This window comes from Methylocella tundrae, assembly GCF_038024855.1.
GTDB lineage: Bacteria > Pseudomonadota > Alphaproteobacteria > Rhizobiales > Beijerinckiaceae > Methylocapsa > Methylocapsa tundrae.
The window spans coordinates 2911435-2926546 of sequence record NZ_CP139089.1 but is presented as its reverse complement, the minus strand read 5'-3'; the positions used below and the strand labels follow the sequence as shown (position 1 = coordinate 2926546).

At 63.7% G+C, this 15112-nt stretch carries 10 protein-coding genes; 4 read left to right on the top strand and 6 right to left on the bottom strand.

Annotation, left to right across the window (positions count from 1 at the left end):
* The first annotated feature begins 262 nt into the window (after positions 1–262).
* Both ppc and ilvA read left to right on the top strand, forming a co-directional pair.
* Entirely contained in the window at positions 263–3034 is a 2772-nt protein-coding gene (gene ppc, locus SIN04_RS15715; protein WP_134490675.1) for a phosphoenolpyruvate carboxylase, read from the top strand.
* A gap of 70 nt (positions 3035–3104) precedes the next feature.
* Positions 3105–4619: a threonine ammonia-lyase, biosynthetic gene (gene ilvA, locus SIN04_RS15710; protein WP_134490673.1), complete on the top strand. Its 1515-nt coding sequence runs from the start codon at positions 3105–3107 to the stop codon at positions 4617–4619.
* A 60-nt stretch (positions 4620–4679) separates the two neighbouring features.
* On the opposite strand, the gene SIN04_RS15705 is transcribed toward ilvA, so the two are convergent.
* The 6 genes from SIN04_RS15705 to SIN04_RS15680 form a co-directional block, all read right to left on the bottom strand.
* The gene (locus SIN04_RS15705; RefSeq protein ID WP_244605839.1) at positions 4680–6089 is read right to left on the bottom strand and encodes a bifunctional enoyl-CoA hydratase/phosphate acetyltransferase; all 1410 of its coding nucleotides are present in this window, start codon (positions 6087–6089) and stop codon (positions 4680–4682) included.
* Positions 6090–6096: 7 nt separating this feature from the next.
* A complete protein-coding gene (locus SIN04_RS15700; protein ID WP_134490671.1) occupies positions 6097–7863 on the bottom strand; it encodes a PHA/PHB synthase family protein in 1767 nt (588 codons plus the stop codon).
* Between the two features lie 110 nt (positions 7864–7973).
* Positions 7974–8675, bottom strand: a complete 702-nt coding sequence (locus SIN04_RS15695; RefSeq protein ID WP_174512440.1) for a helix-turn-helix domain-containing protein — start codon at positions 8673–8675, stop codon at positions 7974–7976.
* A gap of 233 nt (positions 8676–8908) precedes the next feature.
* Positions 8909–9298 (bottom strand): response regulator transcription factor, encoded by a 390-nt coding sequence (locus SIN04_RS15690; RefSeq protein WP_134490669.1) that lies wholly within the window; start codon positions 9296–9298, stop codon positions 8909–8911.
* Positions 9299–9452: 154 nt separating this feature from the next.
* Positions 9453–10073 (bottom strand): response regulator FixJ, encoded by a 621-nt coding sequence (gene fixJ / locus SIN04_RS15685; protein ID WP_134490667.1) that lies wholly within the window; start codon positions 10071–10073, stop codon positions 9453–9455.
* Positions 10063–11964, bottom strand: a complete 1902-nt coding sequence (locus SIN04_RS15680) for a PAS domain-containing sensor histidine kinase (protein WP_134490665.1) — start codon at positions 11962–11964, stop codon at positions 10063–10065. The genes fixJ and SIN04_RS15680 overlap by 11 nt, the downstream gene beginning before the upstream one ends.
* Positions 11965–12186: 222 nt before the next feature.
* Here SIN04_RS15680 and SIN04_RS15675 point away from each other — a divergent pair, with 222 nt between their 5' ends.
* Together SIN04_RS15675 and SIN04_RS15670 are read left to right on the top strand one after the other, a co-directional pair.
* Positions 12187–13224 (top strand): zinc-dependent alcohol dehydrogenase family protein, encoded by a 1038-nt coding sequence (locus SIN04_RS15675; RefSeq protein WP_134490663.1) that lies wholly within the window; start codon positions 12187–12189, stop codon positions 13222–13224.
* Positions 13225–13394: 170 nt separating this feature from the next.
* On the top strand, positions 13395–15002 hold the full coding sequence (locus SIN04_RS15670; protein ID WP_341264047.1) for an oleate hydratase: 1608 nt from the start codon (positions 13395–13397) through the stop codon (positions 15000–15002).
* Positions 15003–15112: the final 110 nt, after the last annotated feature.

The window sequence follows — 15112 nt, the reverse complement described above, 5'->3', positions numbered from 1 at the left end:
GGAGGATCGCGGCTTTTGTCAATCGAGCGTATCGCCGCCTGGACACTGGAGTGCGCCGCCGCCGGCGCGCCGGCTCAAGTGGCGCCCTATTTGCTGCAACGAGAGAGCCGCCCGCGCGCGCGCCGGAAAAGCCGACACGCCAATATTCGCTGAGGAAACAGCCAAGCCCCGCCTTAAGCCATTCGAAAAGTGAGCGTCGCGCTCCCTTCGCCCCATCTGACGCGCCAGAGACGGCGTAGCTTTACCCTAAAATGAGGCCCTGATGACGAAAGCTATCGATCCAGTTTCGGCGAATGGGGCGGCCGCAATCGAGCGCCCGCTCATCGACGACATTCGTCTGCTCGGCCAATTGCTCGGCGAAACCATTCGCGAGCAGGAAGGCGAAGACACGTTCGAGCGCATCGAGACTATTCGCCGTCTGAGCGTCGCCTTCCAGCGCGATGCCGACCTCGAGGTCGAACGCAAACTGAACGAATTGCTGCATGGGCTGACGTCGGAACAGGCGATGGCGGTGATACGGGCGTTCACCTATTTCGCCCATCTCGCCAATATCGCCGAGGATCGCCACAATATCCGCCGGCGCGCCGAACAGGCCGAAAAGGAGCCGCACCTTCACGAGGGCGGCACGCTCGCCAAGACGTTCGAGCGCCTCTCGGCCGCGGCCATCGCGCCGGAGACAATCGCCGGGGCGATCGGGCGCAGCGTCATCTCTCCCGTATTGACCGCCCACCCGACGGAAGTTCAGCGCAAGAGCCTGCTCGACGCCGAGCGTTCAGTCGCCCAGCTTCTCCTCGCCCGGGAAAGCATCAAAGGCCAGCGCGAGCGCAAGCAGAATGAACTTCTGCTGCGCGCCAGAATCGCGCAGCTCTGGCAGACCCGCCTTTTGCGCTATGCGCGGCTGACCGTCCGCGACGAGATCGAAAACGCGCTCGGCTTTTACAACACGACCTTCCTGCGGCAGATTCCGCGCCTTTACGCCGAACTCGAGGATCATCTCGGCGGCGCGCCGGTCGGATGCTTCTTCCGCATGGGCTCATGGATCGGCGGCGACCGCGACGGCAATCCCAACGTCAACGCCTCGACGCTTGAACTCGCCCTCAGACGCCAATGCGACGCGGCGCTGCGCTATTATCTGCGCGAGATTCACGAACTTGGCGGCGAACTTTCGATTTCGGGGAAGCTGTTTGGCTGCACGCCCGAGCTTCGGGATCTGGCGGACCGCTCCGGAGACGAAAATCCGCAGCGCGAGGACGAGCCTTATCGCCGCGCCCTGATCGGCATCTATTCAAGGCTCGCCGCCACGCTTTTGCTGCTGACGGGCGGCGAGGCTCTGCGGCACGCCGTTCCGCCGGGCGAACCTTACGCGGACGCCGGCGAACTGCAGGCCGATCTCGCCATCGTCGAGGCTTCGCTTCGCGCCAATCATGCCGCAGCCCTGGTTCCCGCCCGGCTCGGGCCGCTGCGCCGCGCCGTCGACGTGTTCGGCTTCCACCTAGCCTCGGTCGATCTGCGCCAAAGCTCCGACCGGCACGACGAAACGCTGAAGGAGCTTTTGCGCGTCGCGCGAGTGGTTGACGATTACTCCGCGCTCGATGAAGCGCAGAGGCAAAAGCTCCTCGTCGACCTTTTGCGCGATCCGCGGCCGCTGCGCGTTCCGGGCGTCGCCTATTCGCCCCGCACGGAAGAGGAGCTTGAGATCTTCGAGTCCGCGCGCGACGCGCGTCAGTCTTTCGGCGCTCGCGCCGTGGTGCATTACATCATCAGCCATACCGAGACGGTCAGCGACCTTCTGGAGGTTCTGATTCTGCAAAAAGAATGCGGCATGATGCATGGCGTCCTTGGCGACGCCGGCGCTTCAGCCGAACTCATGATCGTTCCGCTGTTCGAGACGATCGAGGATCTGCGCAACGCCGAAGCCATCATGCGCGCCTTCTATGTGCTGCCGGGCGTCGCCGATCTGGTGCGCGCCTCCGGCGCGGAGCAGGAGATCATGCTCGGCTATTCCGACAGCAACAAGGATGGCGGCTTCTTCACCAGTAATTGGGAGCTTTACCGCGCCTCCACCGCTCTCGCCAAATTGTTCGAGCAGCATCAGGGCGTCGCGCTTCGCCTTTTCCACGGACGCGGCGGCACCGTCGGACGCGGCGGCGGCCCGAGCTATCAGGCAATCCTCGCGCAGCCGCCAAGGACGGTCAATGGACAGATCAGGCTGACCGAACAGGGCGAAGTCATTTCGTCCAAATACGCAAATCCGGAAATCGGGCTGCTCAACCTCGAGGCCCTTGTCGCGGCGACCCTTGAGGCGACCCTATTGCCGTCGGCGGGCGCGGTCCCGCAGGCGTTTCTCGACGCGGCGGCGGAGCTTTCGCAAGCCAGCATGAAGGCCTTCCGCGCAGTGATCTACGACAATCCCCGCTTTGTCGATTACTTCTTCACCGCGACGCCGATCGCCGAGATCGCCGAACTCAACATCGGCTCGCGTCCGGCCTCGCGCAAATCGACGCGGCGGATCGAAGATCTGCGGGCGATTCCGTGGAGCTTTTCCTGGGGTCAGGCGCGCCTTAATCTTCCGGGCTGGTTCGGATTCGGTTCGGCGGTCGAGCATTTCATCGCCGGCGCGCCTAAGGAAAAGATGGCGCTGCTCCAGCGCATGAACGCCGAATGGCCATTCTTCCGCGCGCTTTTGTCGAACATGGACATGGTGCTCGCCAAGGCCGACATGGGGATCGCCAAACGCTATGCGGAGCTGGTGCCGGATCAGGAACTCGCGCACGCCGTCTTCGCTTCCCTCGACCATGAATGGCGGCGCACGACGAAGGCGCTGAACGAGATTACCGGCGCGACGACGCGGCTCGCCGATAATCCGGCTCTCGCCGGCGCGATCAAGCACCGCTTTCCCTACATCGCGCCTTTGAACCATCTGCAGGTGGAGCTGCTGCGGCGCTGGCGCGGCGGCGACCACGACGACAAGACCTTGCGCTCGATCCTCATCACCATTAACGGCATAGCGGCGGGCTTGCGCAATACCGGCTGAACCACGATCCTCGCCTCACGCTGAACGCGGCTCCGCCGGGAGCTGCGCCCTGCCCCCTTGAGGCCAAACAGTGACCGATTACGTCCGTAAAATCCTCGACGCGCGCGTCTATGACGTCGCGTCGGTGACGCCGCTCGAACGCATGACCCGGCTCAGCCAGAGGCTGGGCTGCCCGGCCCTTCTGAAACGTGAGGATTTGCAGCCCGTCTTCTCCTTCAAAATTCGAGGGGCCTATAATCGCATCGCAAGGCTGTCAGCCGAGGCGCGCGCGGCCGGCGTCATCTGCGCCTCGGCCGGCAATCACGCGCAAGGCGTTGCCTTGTCGGCTCAGCGCCTCGGCATAGCGGCGACGATCGTCATGCCCGTGACAACGCCTCCGATCAAGATCGACGCCGTCCGCTATTGGGGCGGCAATGTGGTGCTCTACGGCGACGCCTTCGACGAGGCCTACGCCCACGCAAAGAGTCTTGAGAAGGAGCATGGCCTGACGTTCCTGCATCCCTTCGACGATCCGGACGTCATCGCGGGCCAGGGCACGATCGGCATGGAGATCTTGCAGCAGCATCCGGACCCGATCGAAGCGATCTTTGTGCCGATCGGCGGCGGGGGCCTTGCCGCGGGCGTCGCGTCCTATGTGAAGTTCCTGCGGCCCGAGACGCAGGTGATCGGCGTCGAGCCGGTCGACGCCGCATCAATGAAAGCCGCCATCGACGCCGGCGAGCGCGTCATCCTCGATCGCGTCGGCCTTTTCGCGGATGGCGTCGCGGTTCGCCAGGCGGGCGTCGAGACGTTCCGTCTCTGCCGCAAGCTGCTCGATGACGTGCTGCTCGCCGACACCGACGAAATGTGCGCCGCGATCAAGGATATTTTCGAGGACATGCGCGTCATCGCCGAGCCGGCCGGCGCGCTGTCCCTTGCCGGGCTCAAGGCCTATGCGCTGAAGAACCCGCAACGGACCGGCGCGCTCATCGCGATCAACAGCGGCGCCAATATGAATTTCGACCGGCTGCGGCATGTCGCCGAGCGCGCGGAAGTGGGCGAAGCGCGCGAGATCCTGCTCGGCGTGACGATCCCCGAACAACGAGGCAGCTATCGCCGCTTCGTCGAGATTCTCGGCAGCCGCACCATCACCGAGTTCAATTACCGCTACGCCGGCGGCGAAAAGGCTCATGTTTTCGTCGGTCTGAAGCTGGCCGAGGCGAAAAGCGAAAAAGGCGTCGTGATCGAGCAATTGAAAAAGGCCGGCTATGGCGTGCTCGACATCAGCGCCGATGAAACCGCAAAGCTCCATGTCCGCTATATGGTCGGCGGCGGCGCCCCTGGCCTCAGCGACGAGGTGATCCTGCGCTTTGAGTTTCCCGAACGGCCCGGCGCGCTACGCAAATTTCTCGACTGTCTTGGCGCGGACTGGAACATCACTTTATTCCATTATCGCAACCACGGCGCCGATTATGGCCGCGTATTGGTCGGCGTGCAGGCGCCGCAAGCGGACAGGGCGCGCTTTGAAGAGCGTATCGCCAGCCTCGGCTATCCTTTCGAGGAGGAGACGGATAATCCCGCCTATCGCATGTTCCTGAAAGGCTGAATGCCGTTCTGGCTGGTTACCCCCGACGCATCGACCGTGCATCTCTGCCCGTCGATGTCCTCAGGGGGCCGCCGACTTTTTACGATGGGCGATGAGCGCGGCGACGGCGCAGGAGGCGATGCGGGTCCGCTCCGAATCGGCGCGGCTCGTGAGGATGATCGGAACCCGCGCGCCGAGAACGATGCCGGCGGCGTCGGCGCCGCCGAGGAAGGTCAGTTGCTTCGCCAGCATATTGCCCGCCTCGAGATCGGGCGCGACCAGTATGTCCGCGCAGCCCGCCACATTGGAGACGATCCCTTTTTCGGCGGCCGCTTCGGGACTGATGGCGTTGTCGAAGGCGAGCGGCCCGTCGACGAACGCGCCCGTGATCTGTCCGCGCTCGGCCATCTTGCAAAGCGCGGCGGCGTCGACGGTCGACCGCAGCTTCGAATTGACCGTCTCGACGGCCGAAAGCACGGCGACCCGCGGCTTCTCGATGCCAATGATATGCGCGAGGTCGACGGCGTTTTGCACGATGTCGCGTTTCTGGTCGAGATCGGGCGCGATGTTCACCGCGGCGTCGGTCAAAAGAAGCGGGCGCGGATATCCCGGCGCGTCTATGAGATAGACGTGGCTGAGCCTGCGCCCTGTGCCAAGTCCGCTGTCGGGCGCCAGAACGGCGTGGAGCAATTCGTCGGTGTGCAGCGAGCCCTTCATCAGGAGGGCCGCTTCGCCGTCCCGCACCAGCGCCACGGCGGCGGCCGCGGCGGCGACGCTGTGCGGCGCGTCAACGAGCCGGAACGCCGAAATATCGACCTTGGCCGCCTCCGCCGCCTTCAGGATCTTGGCTTTGGGTCCGACCAGGATCGGCGTAATGAGGCCAGCATGAGCCGCCTCCACCGCCGCGCCGATCGCGTTGGCGTCGCAAGGGTGGGCCACCGCCGTCACGGCGGGCTCCAAGCCCTCCGTCGCGGCAAGGAGCGCGTGGAAGCGTTCATGCCGGCTGAGCCGCACATCGGGGAGTTCTATCCGCTGCCGACGCACCTTTTCCGTCGGCGCGCGCACGTGAGCGACGCCGCTGATGACAAGCTCGCCGTTCTGATTGAGGCAGCGGCAATCGAGAACCAGATTTCCTTTTTCCGGATGCTTTTCCGCGACGGTGACGGACGTCGTGATCGTGTCGCCAATGCTGACGGGCCGAAGGAAGCGCAGATCCTGACCGAGATAGATCGTCCCCGGCCCCGGCAGCTCCGTGCCAAGAACGGTCGAGATCAGGCTCGCCCCCAGCATGCCATGCGCGATGATCCGATGAAACATATCGGTCTTGGCGTAGGCAGGATCCATATGGGCCGGATTGACGTCGCCCGAAACGACCGCGAAGAGATCAATGTCCTGCTGCGTCACCGTATGCGAGAGGCTGGCGCTGTCGCCGACCGCAAGCTCGTCGAAAGTGCGATTTTCGATCATCTGGGCGTCGGACGCGGAGGTCATCTGGGGCTCAATGTTCGAGAACATATTGGCCCGGCGCGTCTTCGATCGCCGGGTAGCGCTTTGAACCTGTCGCCGACGGCGCGATGCGCTCGCTGGAAAGAGAGTCGAGCCAGTTCCACCACGCCGGCCACCAGGAGCCCTCGCGGCGCTCCGCGTCAGCCAGCCATTCATCCGGGCCGATGTAAAGCGCGCCGACCGGGCGATGCCCGACGCGAAAATGCCGATGCGGGTGGCCGGGCTCGCTGACGACCCCTGCATTGTGGCCGCCGGAGGTCAGGACGAATGTGAGGTCGGCGTCGTTCAGGAGATGAATCTTGTAGACTGAACGCCAGGGCGCGATGTGGTCCGTCTCCGTGCCGACGATGAACAACGGAACGCGGATGTCGCTGATCGCAATCGGCTTGCCGCCGACGGTGAAGCGGCCCTCGGCGAGCTCATTGTCAAGGAAGAGGCGGCGCAGATATTCGCCATGCATGCGGGCCGGCATGCGCGTGCCGTCCGCGTTCCAGGCCATGAGATCGTTCGGATGGTCGCGCTCGCCCATCAGGTAGATTTTGATCAAGCGCGACCAGATCAGATCGTTGGAGCGCAGCAGCCGGAAGGCCCCGGACATCTGGCGGCTGTCGAGGTAGCCTTGCGCCCGCATGACGTCGTCGAGAAAAGCCAGCTGGTCCTCTGTGATGAACAGCTGCAGCTCGCCAGCCTCGGTAAAGTCCGTCTGCGCGCAGAACATCGTGACGCTCGCCAGCCGGTCGTCTCCGTCGCGCGCCATCGCCGCCGCGGCGATCGAAAGAATCGTGCCGCCGAGGCAATAGCCGCAGGCGTGGATCTTGGCGCCCTGGCAAATGTCGCTCACGGCGTCGAGCGCCGCTATGACTCCCTTGGCGCGGTAATCGTCGAGCGTGGCGTTTCTGAATTCGGGGCCTGGATTGCGCCAGGAAATGGCGAAGACAGTGTGCCCCTGTGCGACAAGATTGCGGATCAGCGAATTTTCCGGCGAAAGATCCAGAATATAATATTTCATGATCCAGGCCGGAACGATCAGCACCGGTTCGCGCCGGACCTCGGCCGTCGTCGGCGCGTATTGGATCAGTTCGATCAGATCGTTGCGAAACACGACCTTGCCCGGCGTCGCTGCGAGATCGCGCCCGATGCGGAGTTCGTCCGGGCCGCAGGGGCGGCCCGACACGGATTCCTGCAGATCGGTCAGAAGGTGGACGGCCCCGGCGACAAAGTTGCCGCCATTTGTGTCCTTCGTAGCCCGAATGACTTCCGGATTGATCCAGGGAAAGTTCGAGGGCGAGAACACGTCGAGGAGCTGGCGCACCGCGAAGGATACGACGCGCTGGTTGCCGCGGTCGACCCCGGCAGGCCCACTCGCCGCCATCGCCCACCATTCCTCGGCCAGCAGGAACGCGTTTGCGAACATATTGAAAGGCGGCTTGCGCCACGCAGCATCGCCAAAGCGATGATCCGTCGGCGGCGGAACGATCGAGGTCGCGCCGCCGTCCGCGAACGCGAGGCGCCGCCACTGATGCGCAGCCGCCCTTGCGAGTTCCAGACGCCGCATCGGAGCGTTTGCGAGATGCGCGCCCCAGTCCATGAATGCGAGCCACGGCGCAATGAGGGACATGCCGCCCGATACATTGCCTTCCGCCGCATGGAGAATGCCGTCGAGCTCCCTCGCTCCGAAAGCCGCCTTCTCCGGCAAAGCGGCAACCGGGCTCTGCGCCGGCGCAGCAGGCTGAAGCGGCCGGAAAAGCTCCTGGTTCATCGCGCAACCCGTTCGCTCTTGAGATTAACTTCGCTCTTGGAGCGTAAAGCAAAATTGTTGCAGTGCAAAGACAAGCCTGCGTGTGCGGCGTTGCCCCCTGCTTGCGGGCGTTATGAACTGAGACGATGGAGCGCGATGCGATTCGTGATGCAGATGCGGCGGGCCGACGGCAAAGAGATCAAGCCCTCGCGCTCGAGCTGGGACAGCGTCCGCGACACCGTCTCGATGGTCAGTCCCAGATAGTCCGCCATATCCTGGCGCGCCATAGCGAGATCTATCGTTTGGCCCGCAGGCCCGCGGTCCGCCATGTCGATCAGAAAAGCGGCGACTTTCTGGGACGCGCTGCGCCGCCCGAGCACGAGAGAGTGCTCCTGGGCGCGCCGCAGGTTCTGCAGCGCATAGGAGAGAAACTGCCGCGCCGTCCAATCGTCGGCGGAGGCGATCGCGTCAAGACCGCGCCAACGATAGGAGGCCACCGCGCATTCACTGACCGCTTCGGCGGAAAGCCGATGCTCGGCGCCCGTCTCGAAACCGAACATGTCTCCTGGGAGATAGAAAGCGTCGATTTGCCGACGGCCGTCGCTCCTGAACTTACAGGTCCGCACGACGCCGCTCACCACCTTGTAGAAAGAGACGTTGTCGCAGCCATCCGCGTAAATTTCGGCGTCGGGCAAAAAATGCAGCAGTTGCCCCGCCTGAGCGAAGCCGCCATCGCGCCTTTCGGCGGATGGGATCGCCCACGCGAGCCGCGAAGGAGCGGCGTGAACCGCCGCAAATCTGTGATCGGCAGAGATCGAAAGAGAGGCTGGCATCGAGAGCTCCTGTCTTGAAAAAGACCGTGCGTCTCGTGTAGCGCCAAGCCGGCGGCGCGAATATCGGGTTTGGTCCTACGGGCTTCTACGTAGCGCCCGGCCTGGACGAAAGCCGGACGACTTTGGACGCAATCGCGCCGCGATCCCGTCAAAAGTCTCAAATTCGTTTCTCATCAATAAGTTAGAGCATGACGCCGTCCAAAACGGCTTCCGCTTGCGGGCTGGTGCTCAAGCTAGGGCGCGACCCCGTCGTCCTCGCCAAGGATGGTGAGGACGCTGTCGACCAAGGCATTGTCGAGCAAGGGTTTTTCGAGAACGAACTGGACGCCGGCGGCGCCGGCCCGCGCGCGAAGCCCCGCCGTCGCATGATTGGTGAGAAGGATCGCGGGCAGCCGTATGTTGCGCGCACGAAGACGCCTCAGCAATTCGAAGCCGTCCATATGCGGCATGCCATCGTCCAGGATGACGCAGCCGGCGCGAGGCAGATCGATGTCGGCCAGCAGTTCGACGCCGTCCCTGTGAGCATGCACATTGACGCCTTCGAGCCTGAGCGCGAATTGAAGCGCATCGCGCACCCCCTGGTCGTCATCGGCGATCAGGACGAGATGCTCGCGGTCAGGCATAGATGAAGCTCCAGCGTCCCACGAGCCGCTACATCGCGTAAAAATCTGATTCATGATGGAAATGGTAGCGGCAGACGGCGTCGCCGCGCCTTGATTCAGCGCAACCCCAAGAGCCGTTCTAAACAGGCGGCCGGCGTTCGAGCCGCCTCACGCGTCAGTCCACGGGAGCGGATCGGACCACGAACACCATCCGCACCAGTTCCGACAGGCTGGACGCGCCCATTTTGGTCATTACATTGGCGCGATGGACCTCGACCGTGCGAGCGCTGATGTTCAGATCGTAAGCGATCGTCTTGTTGGGTTGCCCGGCGACGAGGCCGTCCAGCACCTCGAGTTCGCGCGCCGACAGGCTGGCGAGCTTTGCCCTCGCCGTCGTCACTTCGTCGTCGCGGCGGGCGTTGCGGGCGTGACGGTCGAGCGCGATGCGGACCGCCGTCAGAAGCGATTCGTCATCGAACGGCTTTTCGAGGAAATCAATGGCGCCCGCTTTCATCGCCTCGACGGCGAGCGGCACGTCGCCGTGGCCGGTCATAATGATAACCGGCAGGCCAAGGCGCCTCGCCTTCAACTGGCGCTGAAGCTCCAGCCCGTCCATGCCCGGCATTCGGACGTCGGTGATGACGCAACCCGGTTGCACGGTCGCTATGGCGTCGAGAAAGGCCGCCGCCGACTCGTGAACCCTGACGGCGAAGCCCGAGGCCGTCAGCAGAAAGGCCAGCGCCTGGCGCACCCCGTCGTCATCGTCGATCAGGTGAACCACAGGATCACTGGCCATCGTTCAGCTCCTCATGGCTCAGCGCCTTGAGCGTGAGGCGGAAGATCGTGCCGCCCTCGGGATTGGGTTCGACCCATAGCCGCCCGCCATGCGCTTCGATGATCGTCCGCGAGATGGAAAGACCGATTCCCATGCCGTCGGGCTTGGTGGTGACGAAGGGTTGAAACAGCTGAGAGGCGATCTCCTCGGCAATGCCGGGTCCCGTATCGGCGACGCTGACCTCGACCATGCCATCGTCGAATTCAGCCGTGGAGATAATGAGATCGCGCCGGGTGGTTTCCTGCATCGCCTCGATGGCGTTTCGCATCAGGTTCAAGATGACTTGCTGAATCTGGATCTTGTCCACCAGTACGAAGGCGACGCGCGGATCGAATGAAAAGGCGACGCGAACGCCGGTTTCCTTGATGCCGACGAGCGCCAGCGCGCTCGCCTCCTCGATCAGCTTGGCGAGACTTTCGACCTGCCGCTCGCTTTCGCCGCGGGACACGAATTGACGCAGCCGCCGGATGATCTGGCCGGCGCGCAGAGCCTGGTCGGCCGCGCGCTCGATGGCGTCGCGGATCATCGCCGCTTTCGGGTTTTCCTTTCCGTCGAGCAGGCGCCGGCAGCCGTTCAGATAGCTGGCGATCGCCGTCAACGGCTGGTTCAACTCATGCGCGAGGGTCGAGGCCATCTCGCCCATTGCTGTAAAACGCGAAATGTGGACAAGCGCGGACTGCAGATCCTGCAGCCGCTGCTGGGTCTCCTGCCTCTCGGTGAGATCGCGCACGAAGCCGGTAAAGAAACGGCTGTCGCCCGACCGCATTTCGCCGACCGACAGCTCCATTGGAAAGGTCGAGCCGTCGCGGCGCAGTCCGACGACGACGCGGCCGAGGCCGATGACGCGCCGTTCGCCCGTCGCAACGTAACGGTCGAGATACGAATCATGTTGTTCGCGATAGGGCGAAGGCATCAAAATGCTGACGTTCCGGCCGAGTATTTCTTCGGCCGTATAGCCAAACAGCCGCTCCGCCGTGGAGCTGAAGGATCGCATCATGCCCCGGCTGTCGATGACGATCATCGCGTCCGGCGCTGTGTCGAGAACGGAGCGCAGATGCGCTTCACGCTCCAGCAGCGCCATCCGCTCCCGTTTCGCCCTCGTAATGTCGCGCCCGACTTTCGCGACCCCGAGAAGGCGCCCTGATCCGTCGAATACCGGGGAGACGGTGAGCGATACGTCGATGATCTCGCCGTCCCTGCGCCGGCGCAGGGTTTCATAGTGCTCGATCCGCTCGCCACGCCTGATCCGCTCCAAAAGGGCAAACGTCTCGCCCTCATGCCCCTCAGGAAGAAGCGCCGCCATCGTCTCGCCGATCATCTCTTCGGCCGCATAGCCGAGGATCGCTTCGGCGCCCCGGTTCCAGTCCGTGATGACGCCGTCCATCGTCTCGCCGACGATGGCGTCGTCGGACGCGGTCACGATCGCGGCGAGGCGGTCCTTCGCCTCCTCCTCCAATTTCTGGCGGCCGGCGTCGATCAGAACCCCATGCGCCTCGATGGGGCCGCCCTCGCCGCCCCCGATGCGCCCCCGCGCTCTCAGCCAGCTGCCGGCCGCGGCCGGCGAGGCCGTCCTGAAGTCGAAGTCGAAGCCTTTGAATGTCCTGACGCTCTCCTGCAGCGCGTCTTGCGCGACGGCCCTGTCCATCAGGTGGATCAAGTCGAGGAAGTCCGCAAAGTCGAGCGGGGCGCTCGAACGGCGCCCAAGCAGAACCGCCGCTTGAGCGGAAAGGTCAACCGCGCCGGTCAAGGGGTTCCATCGCCAGACGCCGATGTCCGCCGCTTCCACGGCGCGCTGCAACGCCTCTGCGCCCGGAGACCGATCCCCCGAGGGAATGTCATTGTTCGCGCGCATAAAGGAATCCACGTTTAGATTCACCGCCGAAACAAGCTTATCATTCCCGTCGCGCCGGTGGAATTGCGGTTTGGAGCACATCGCCGCCTCTGGAGCAATCCAACGTTCGGCGCTCGGCCCCCGCCTTGACCGAGGTCATGGCGCCCGCCATCCGCCCATGCTGCATTGCCCGCCAGCGAGACGGCAAGAAGCGCCAGACGCGGACAACGATTGGAGAAGATTATGAAAGCGCTCGTTTATCAGGGACCCGGCAAGAAAGCCCTGGAAGACCGCCCGAAGCCCGAAATCAAGGCTCCGGGCGACGCGATCGTCAAAATCGTCAAAACGACGATCTGCGGCACCGATCTGCACATCCTCAAGGGGGATGTCGCGACCTGCGCTCCCGGCCGCATCCTCGGCCATGAAGGGGTTGGCGTCATCGACAGCGTCGGCGCGGGCGTCATCGCCTTCAAGCCGGGCGACCGGGTTCTGATTTCCTGCATATCGGCCTGCGGCAAATGCGACTACTGCCGGCGGGGCATGTACTCCCATTGCACGACCGGCGGCTGGATCCTCGGCAATGAAATCGACGGCACGCAAGCCGAATATGTCCGCACGCCGCACGCCGATACGAGCCTCTATCCGATCCCCGCCGGAGCCGACGAGGAAGCGCTGGTGATGCTGAGCGACATTCTGCCGACCGGCTTCGAATGCGGCGTCCTCAATGGCAAGGTCGCGCCGGGATCAAGCGTCGCGATCGTCGGCGCTGGACCGATCGGCCTTGCCGCGCTGCTGACCGCGCAATTCTATTCTCCCGCCGAAATCATCATGATCGACCTCGATGATGGCCGCCTCGGGATCGCGCGCCAGTTCGGCGCGACGCAGACGGTCAACAGCGCGGACGGCAAGGCGGCCGAAGCAGTCAAGGCGCTGACCGGAGGCATCGGCGTCGATACGGCGATCGAGGCGGTCGGCATCCCCGCGACTTTCCTGATCTGCGAGGATATCGTCGCGCCGGGCGGGGTCATCGCCAATATCGGCGTGCATGGCGTCAAGGTCGATCTGCATCTTGAGCGGCTATGGTCGCAAAACATCACCATCACGACGCGCCTCGTCGACACCGTGACGACGCCCATGCTGCTCAAAACCGTGCAGTCAAAGAAAATTGATCCGACCCGGCTGATCACGCACAGATTCGCGCTCGATCAGATCCTCGACGCCTATGACACATTCGGCCGCGCCGCGGATACGAATGCGCTGAAGGTGATCATCTCGGCCTGACCCCCTTGGGGCGCCGGCCGCTGGACGACGCTGGCGCGCGTGATGCGCGGCGCGCGCTGTCCATCGAGGAGGCCAGATGATACAAGCCGTCATGACGTCACGCAGGCGAGCCGCAAGGCTCGGCATTGCGCGCCGCGATTTTGGAATGCTTGTCGAGACAGGAGCGCCTCATGGGTCCTGACGCCAATCGTCGCCCCGATCGAAGCGGCGCCAAGATCTACCTCATCGGAGGCGGCATCGCTTCTCTCGCGGCCGCCGCCTTCCTCATCCGTGACGGGCATGTCCCCGGCCGCAACATCACGATCCTCGAAGAACTCGACCGGCTCGGCGGCAGCCTCGATGGGGCGGGCTCGGCCGAACACGGCTATGTCGCGCGCGGCGGGCGCATGCTGGAGAGCAAATACCGATGCACTTATGATCTGTTCTCGTCGATTCCAACCATCGACAAGAGCCGGACCGTCACGCAGGAGATTTTTCAATGGAACGAGGTGATCAGGACGGGCTCGAAGTCTCGCCTCGTGCGCGCCGGACGCAAGCTCGATTCGCCCGAGTTCGGGCTCAGTGAGAGGCATATACTGACGCTGGAGCGGCTCGCGGTCGAACCCGAGGCGCTGTTGGGCCGCAGCAGCATAAAGGATCAGTTCGACGTCTCCTTCTTCGAGACGAACTTCTGGTTCATGTGGTGCACGACCTTTGCATTCCAGCCCTGGCACAGCGCGGTCGAATTCAAGCGCTATCTTGTGCGTTTCGCGCACATGATAGATGGATTCAACCAGCTCAAGGGAATCATGCGCACGGTTTATAACCAGTATGATTCGCTTGTGCGCCCGCTGAAGGCGTGGCTGGACGAGCACGGCGTCTCCTATGTGCTCGGCGCAAAAGTCACAGATCTGCGTTTTATCGAAGACGGCGACGGCAAGGCGGTCGAGCGGGTCGTCTTCGAGAAGGCGGGCGTGAGCGAGGAGATCGCCATCGGCCCCGGGGACTATGTCATCGTGACGCTCGGCTCGATGACCGAGGCCTCGGACCTTGGCTCCAACACGGCGCCGCCGGCTTTGAACGGCAAGCGCGAAGGCGGCGCCTGGACGCTTTGGGAGAAGATCGCCGAGGGCCGCCCGGAGTTCGGAAAGCCATCCGCCTTCGCCGATCACATCGACGAATCAAAATGGGTTTCATTCACGGCGACGCAGCGCGATCCGGCCTTCTTCACCATCATTCGCGACTTCACCGGCAACACGCCCGGCGAGGGCGGCCTCATCACCTTCGCGGATTCGAGCTGGCTCATGTCGATCGTGCTGCCGCACCAGCCGCACTTCATCGGCCAGCCGCGCGACGTCAATGTGTTCTGGGGCTATGGACTTCATGTCGATGCGCCCGGCGATTTCGTCCGTAAACCGATGGCCGCTTGTTCAGGGCGCGAGCTGATGACCGAAATCCTCGGTCAACTCCGCATCGAATCCGGGGCCGCCCGCATCCTCGAGACCACCGTTGTTATCCCCTGCATGATGCCCTTCATCACGAGCCAGTTCCTGCGGCGGGAAAAGGGCGACCGGCCGGCGGTCGCGCCCGAAGGCTGGCGCAATCTCGGCTTCGTCGGGCAATTTGTGGAACTGCCTGATGATGTGGTCTTCACCGTCGAATATTCGGTCCGTTCCGCACAGGCGGCGGTCTCGAAGCTGCTCGATCTCGATACAAAACCAGCGCCCGTTTATAAAGGACAGTTCGATCCGCGTGTGTTGTTGAAGGCCTTCGTCACATTGCATGATCTCCACATGTGACACGTTTGCGGCTTGGATCGGCGATCGGCGCGGCGGCGCGGCTTGATTGGAATCAATGTCCGCGGCAAATCGGCAGAGTAGATGAGGGGCCTATGAGAAAATCGGTCGCC

Excerpts from the sequence above, each read along its gene's own strand:
- SIN04_RS15690 (WP_134490669.1), bottom strand. The coding sequence starts at position 9,298 with ATGCCTGACCGCGAGCATCTCGTCCTGATCGCCGATGACGACCAGGGG.
- SIN04_RS15695 (WP_174512440.1), bottom strand. The coding sequence starts at position 8,675 with ATGCCAGCCTCTCTTTCGATCTCTGCCGATCACAGATTTGCGGCGGTT.
- ppc (WP_134490675.1), top strand. The coding sequence starts at position 263 with ATGACGAAAGCTATCGATCCAGTTTCGGCGAATGGGGCGGCCGCAATC.
- SIN04_RS15700 (WP_134490671.1), bottom strand. The coding sequence starts at position 7,863 with ATGAACCAGGAGCTTTTCCGGCCGCTTCAGCCTGCTGCGCCGGCGCAG.
- SIN04_RS15680 (WP_134490665.1), bottom strand. The coding sequence starts at position 11,964 with ATGCGCGCGAACAATGACATTCCCTCGGGGGATCGGTCTCCGGGCGCA.
- SIN04_RS15670 (WP_341264047.1), top strand. The coding sequence starts at position 13,395 with ATGGGTCCTGACGCCAATCGTCGCCCCGATCGAAGCGGCGCCAAGATC.
- SIN04_RS15675 (WP_134490663.1), top strand. The coding sequence starts at position 12,187 with ATGAAAGCGCTCGTTTATCAGGGACCCGGCAAGAAAGCCCTGGAAGAC.
- SIN04_RS15705 (WP_244605839.1), bottom strand. The coding sequence starts at position 6,089 with ATGACCTCCGCGTCCGACGCCCAGATGATCGAAAATCGCACTTTCGAC.
- fixJ (WP_134490667.1), bottom strand. The coding sequence starts at position 10,073 with ATGGCCAGTGATCCTGTGGTTCACCTGATCGACGATGACGACGGGGTG.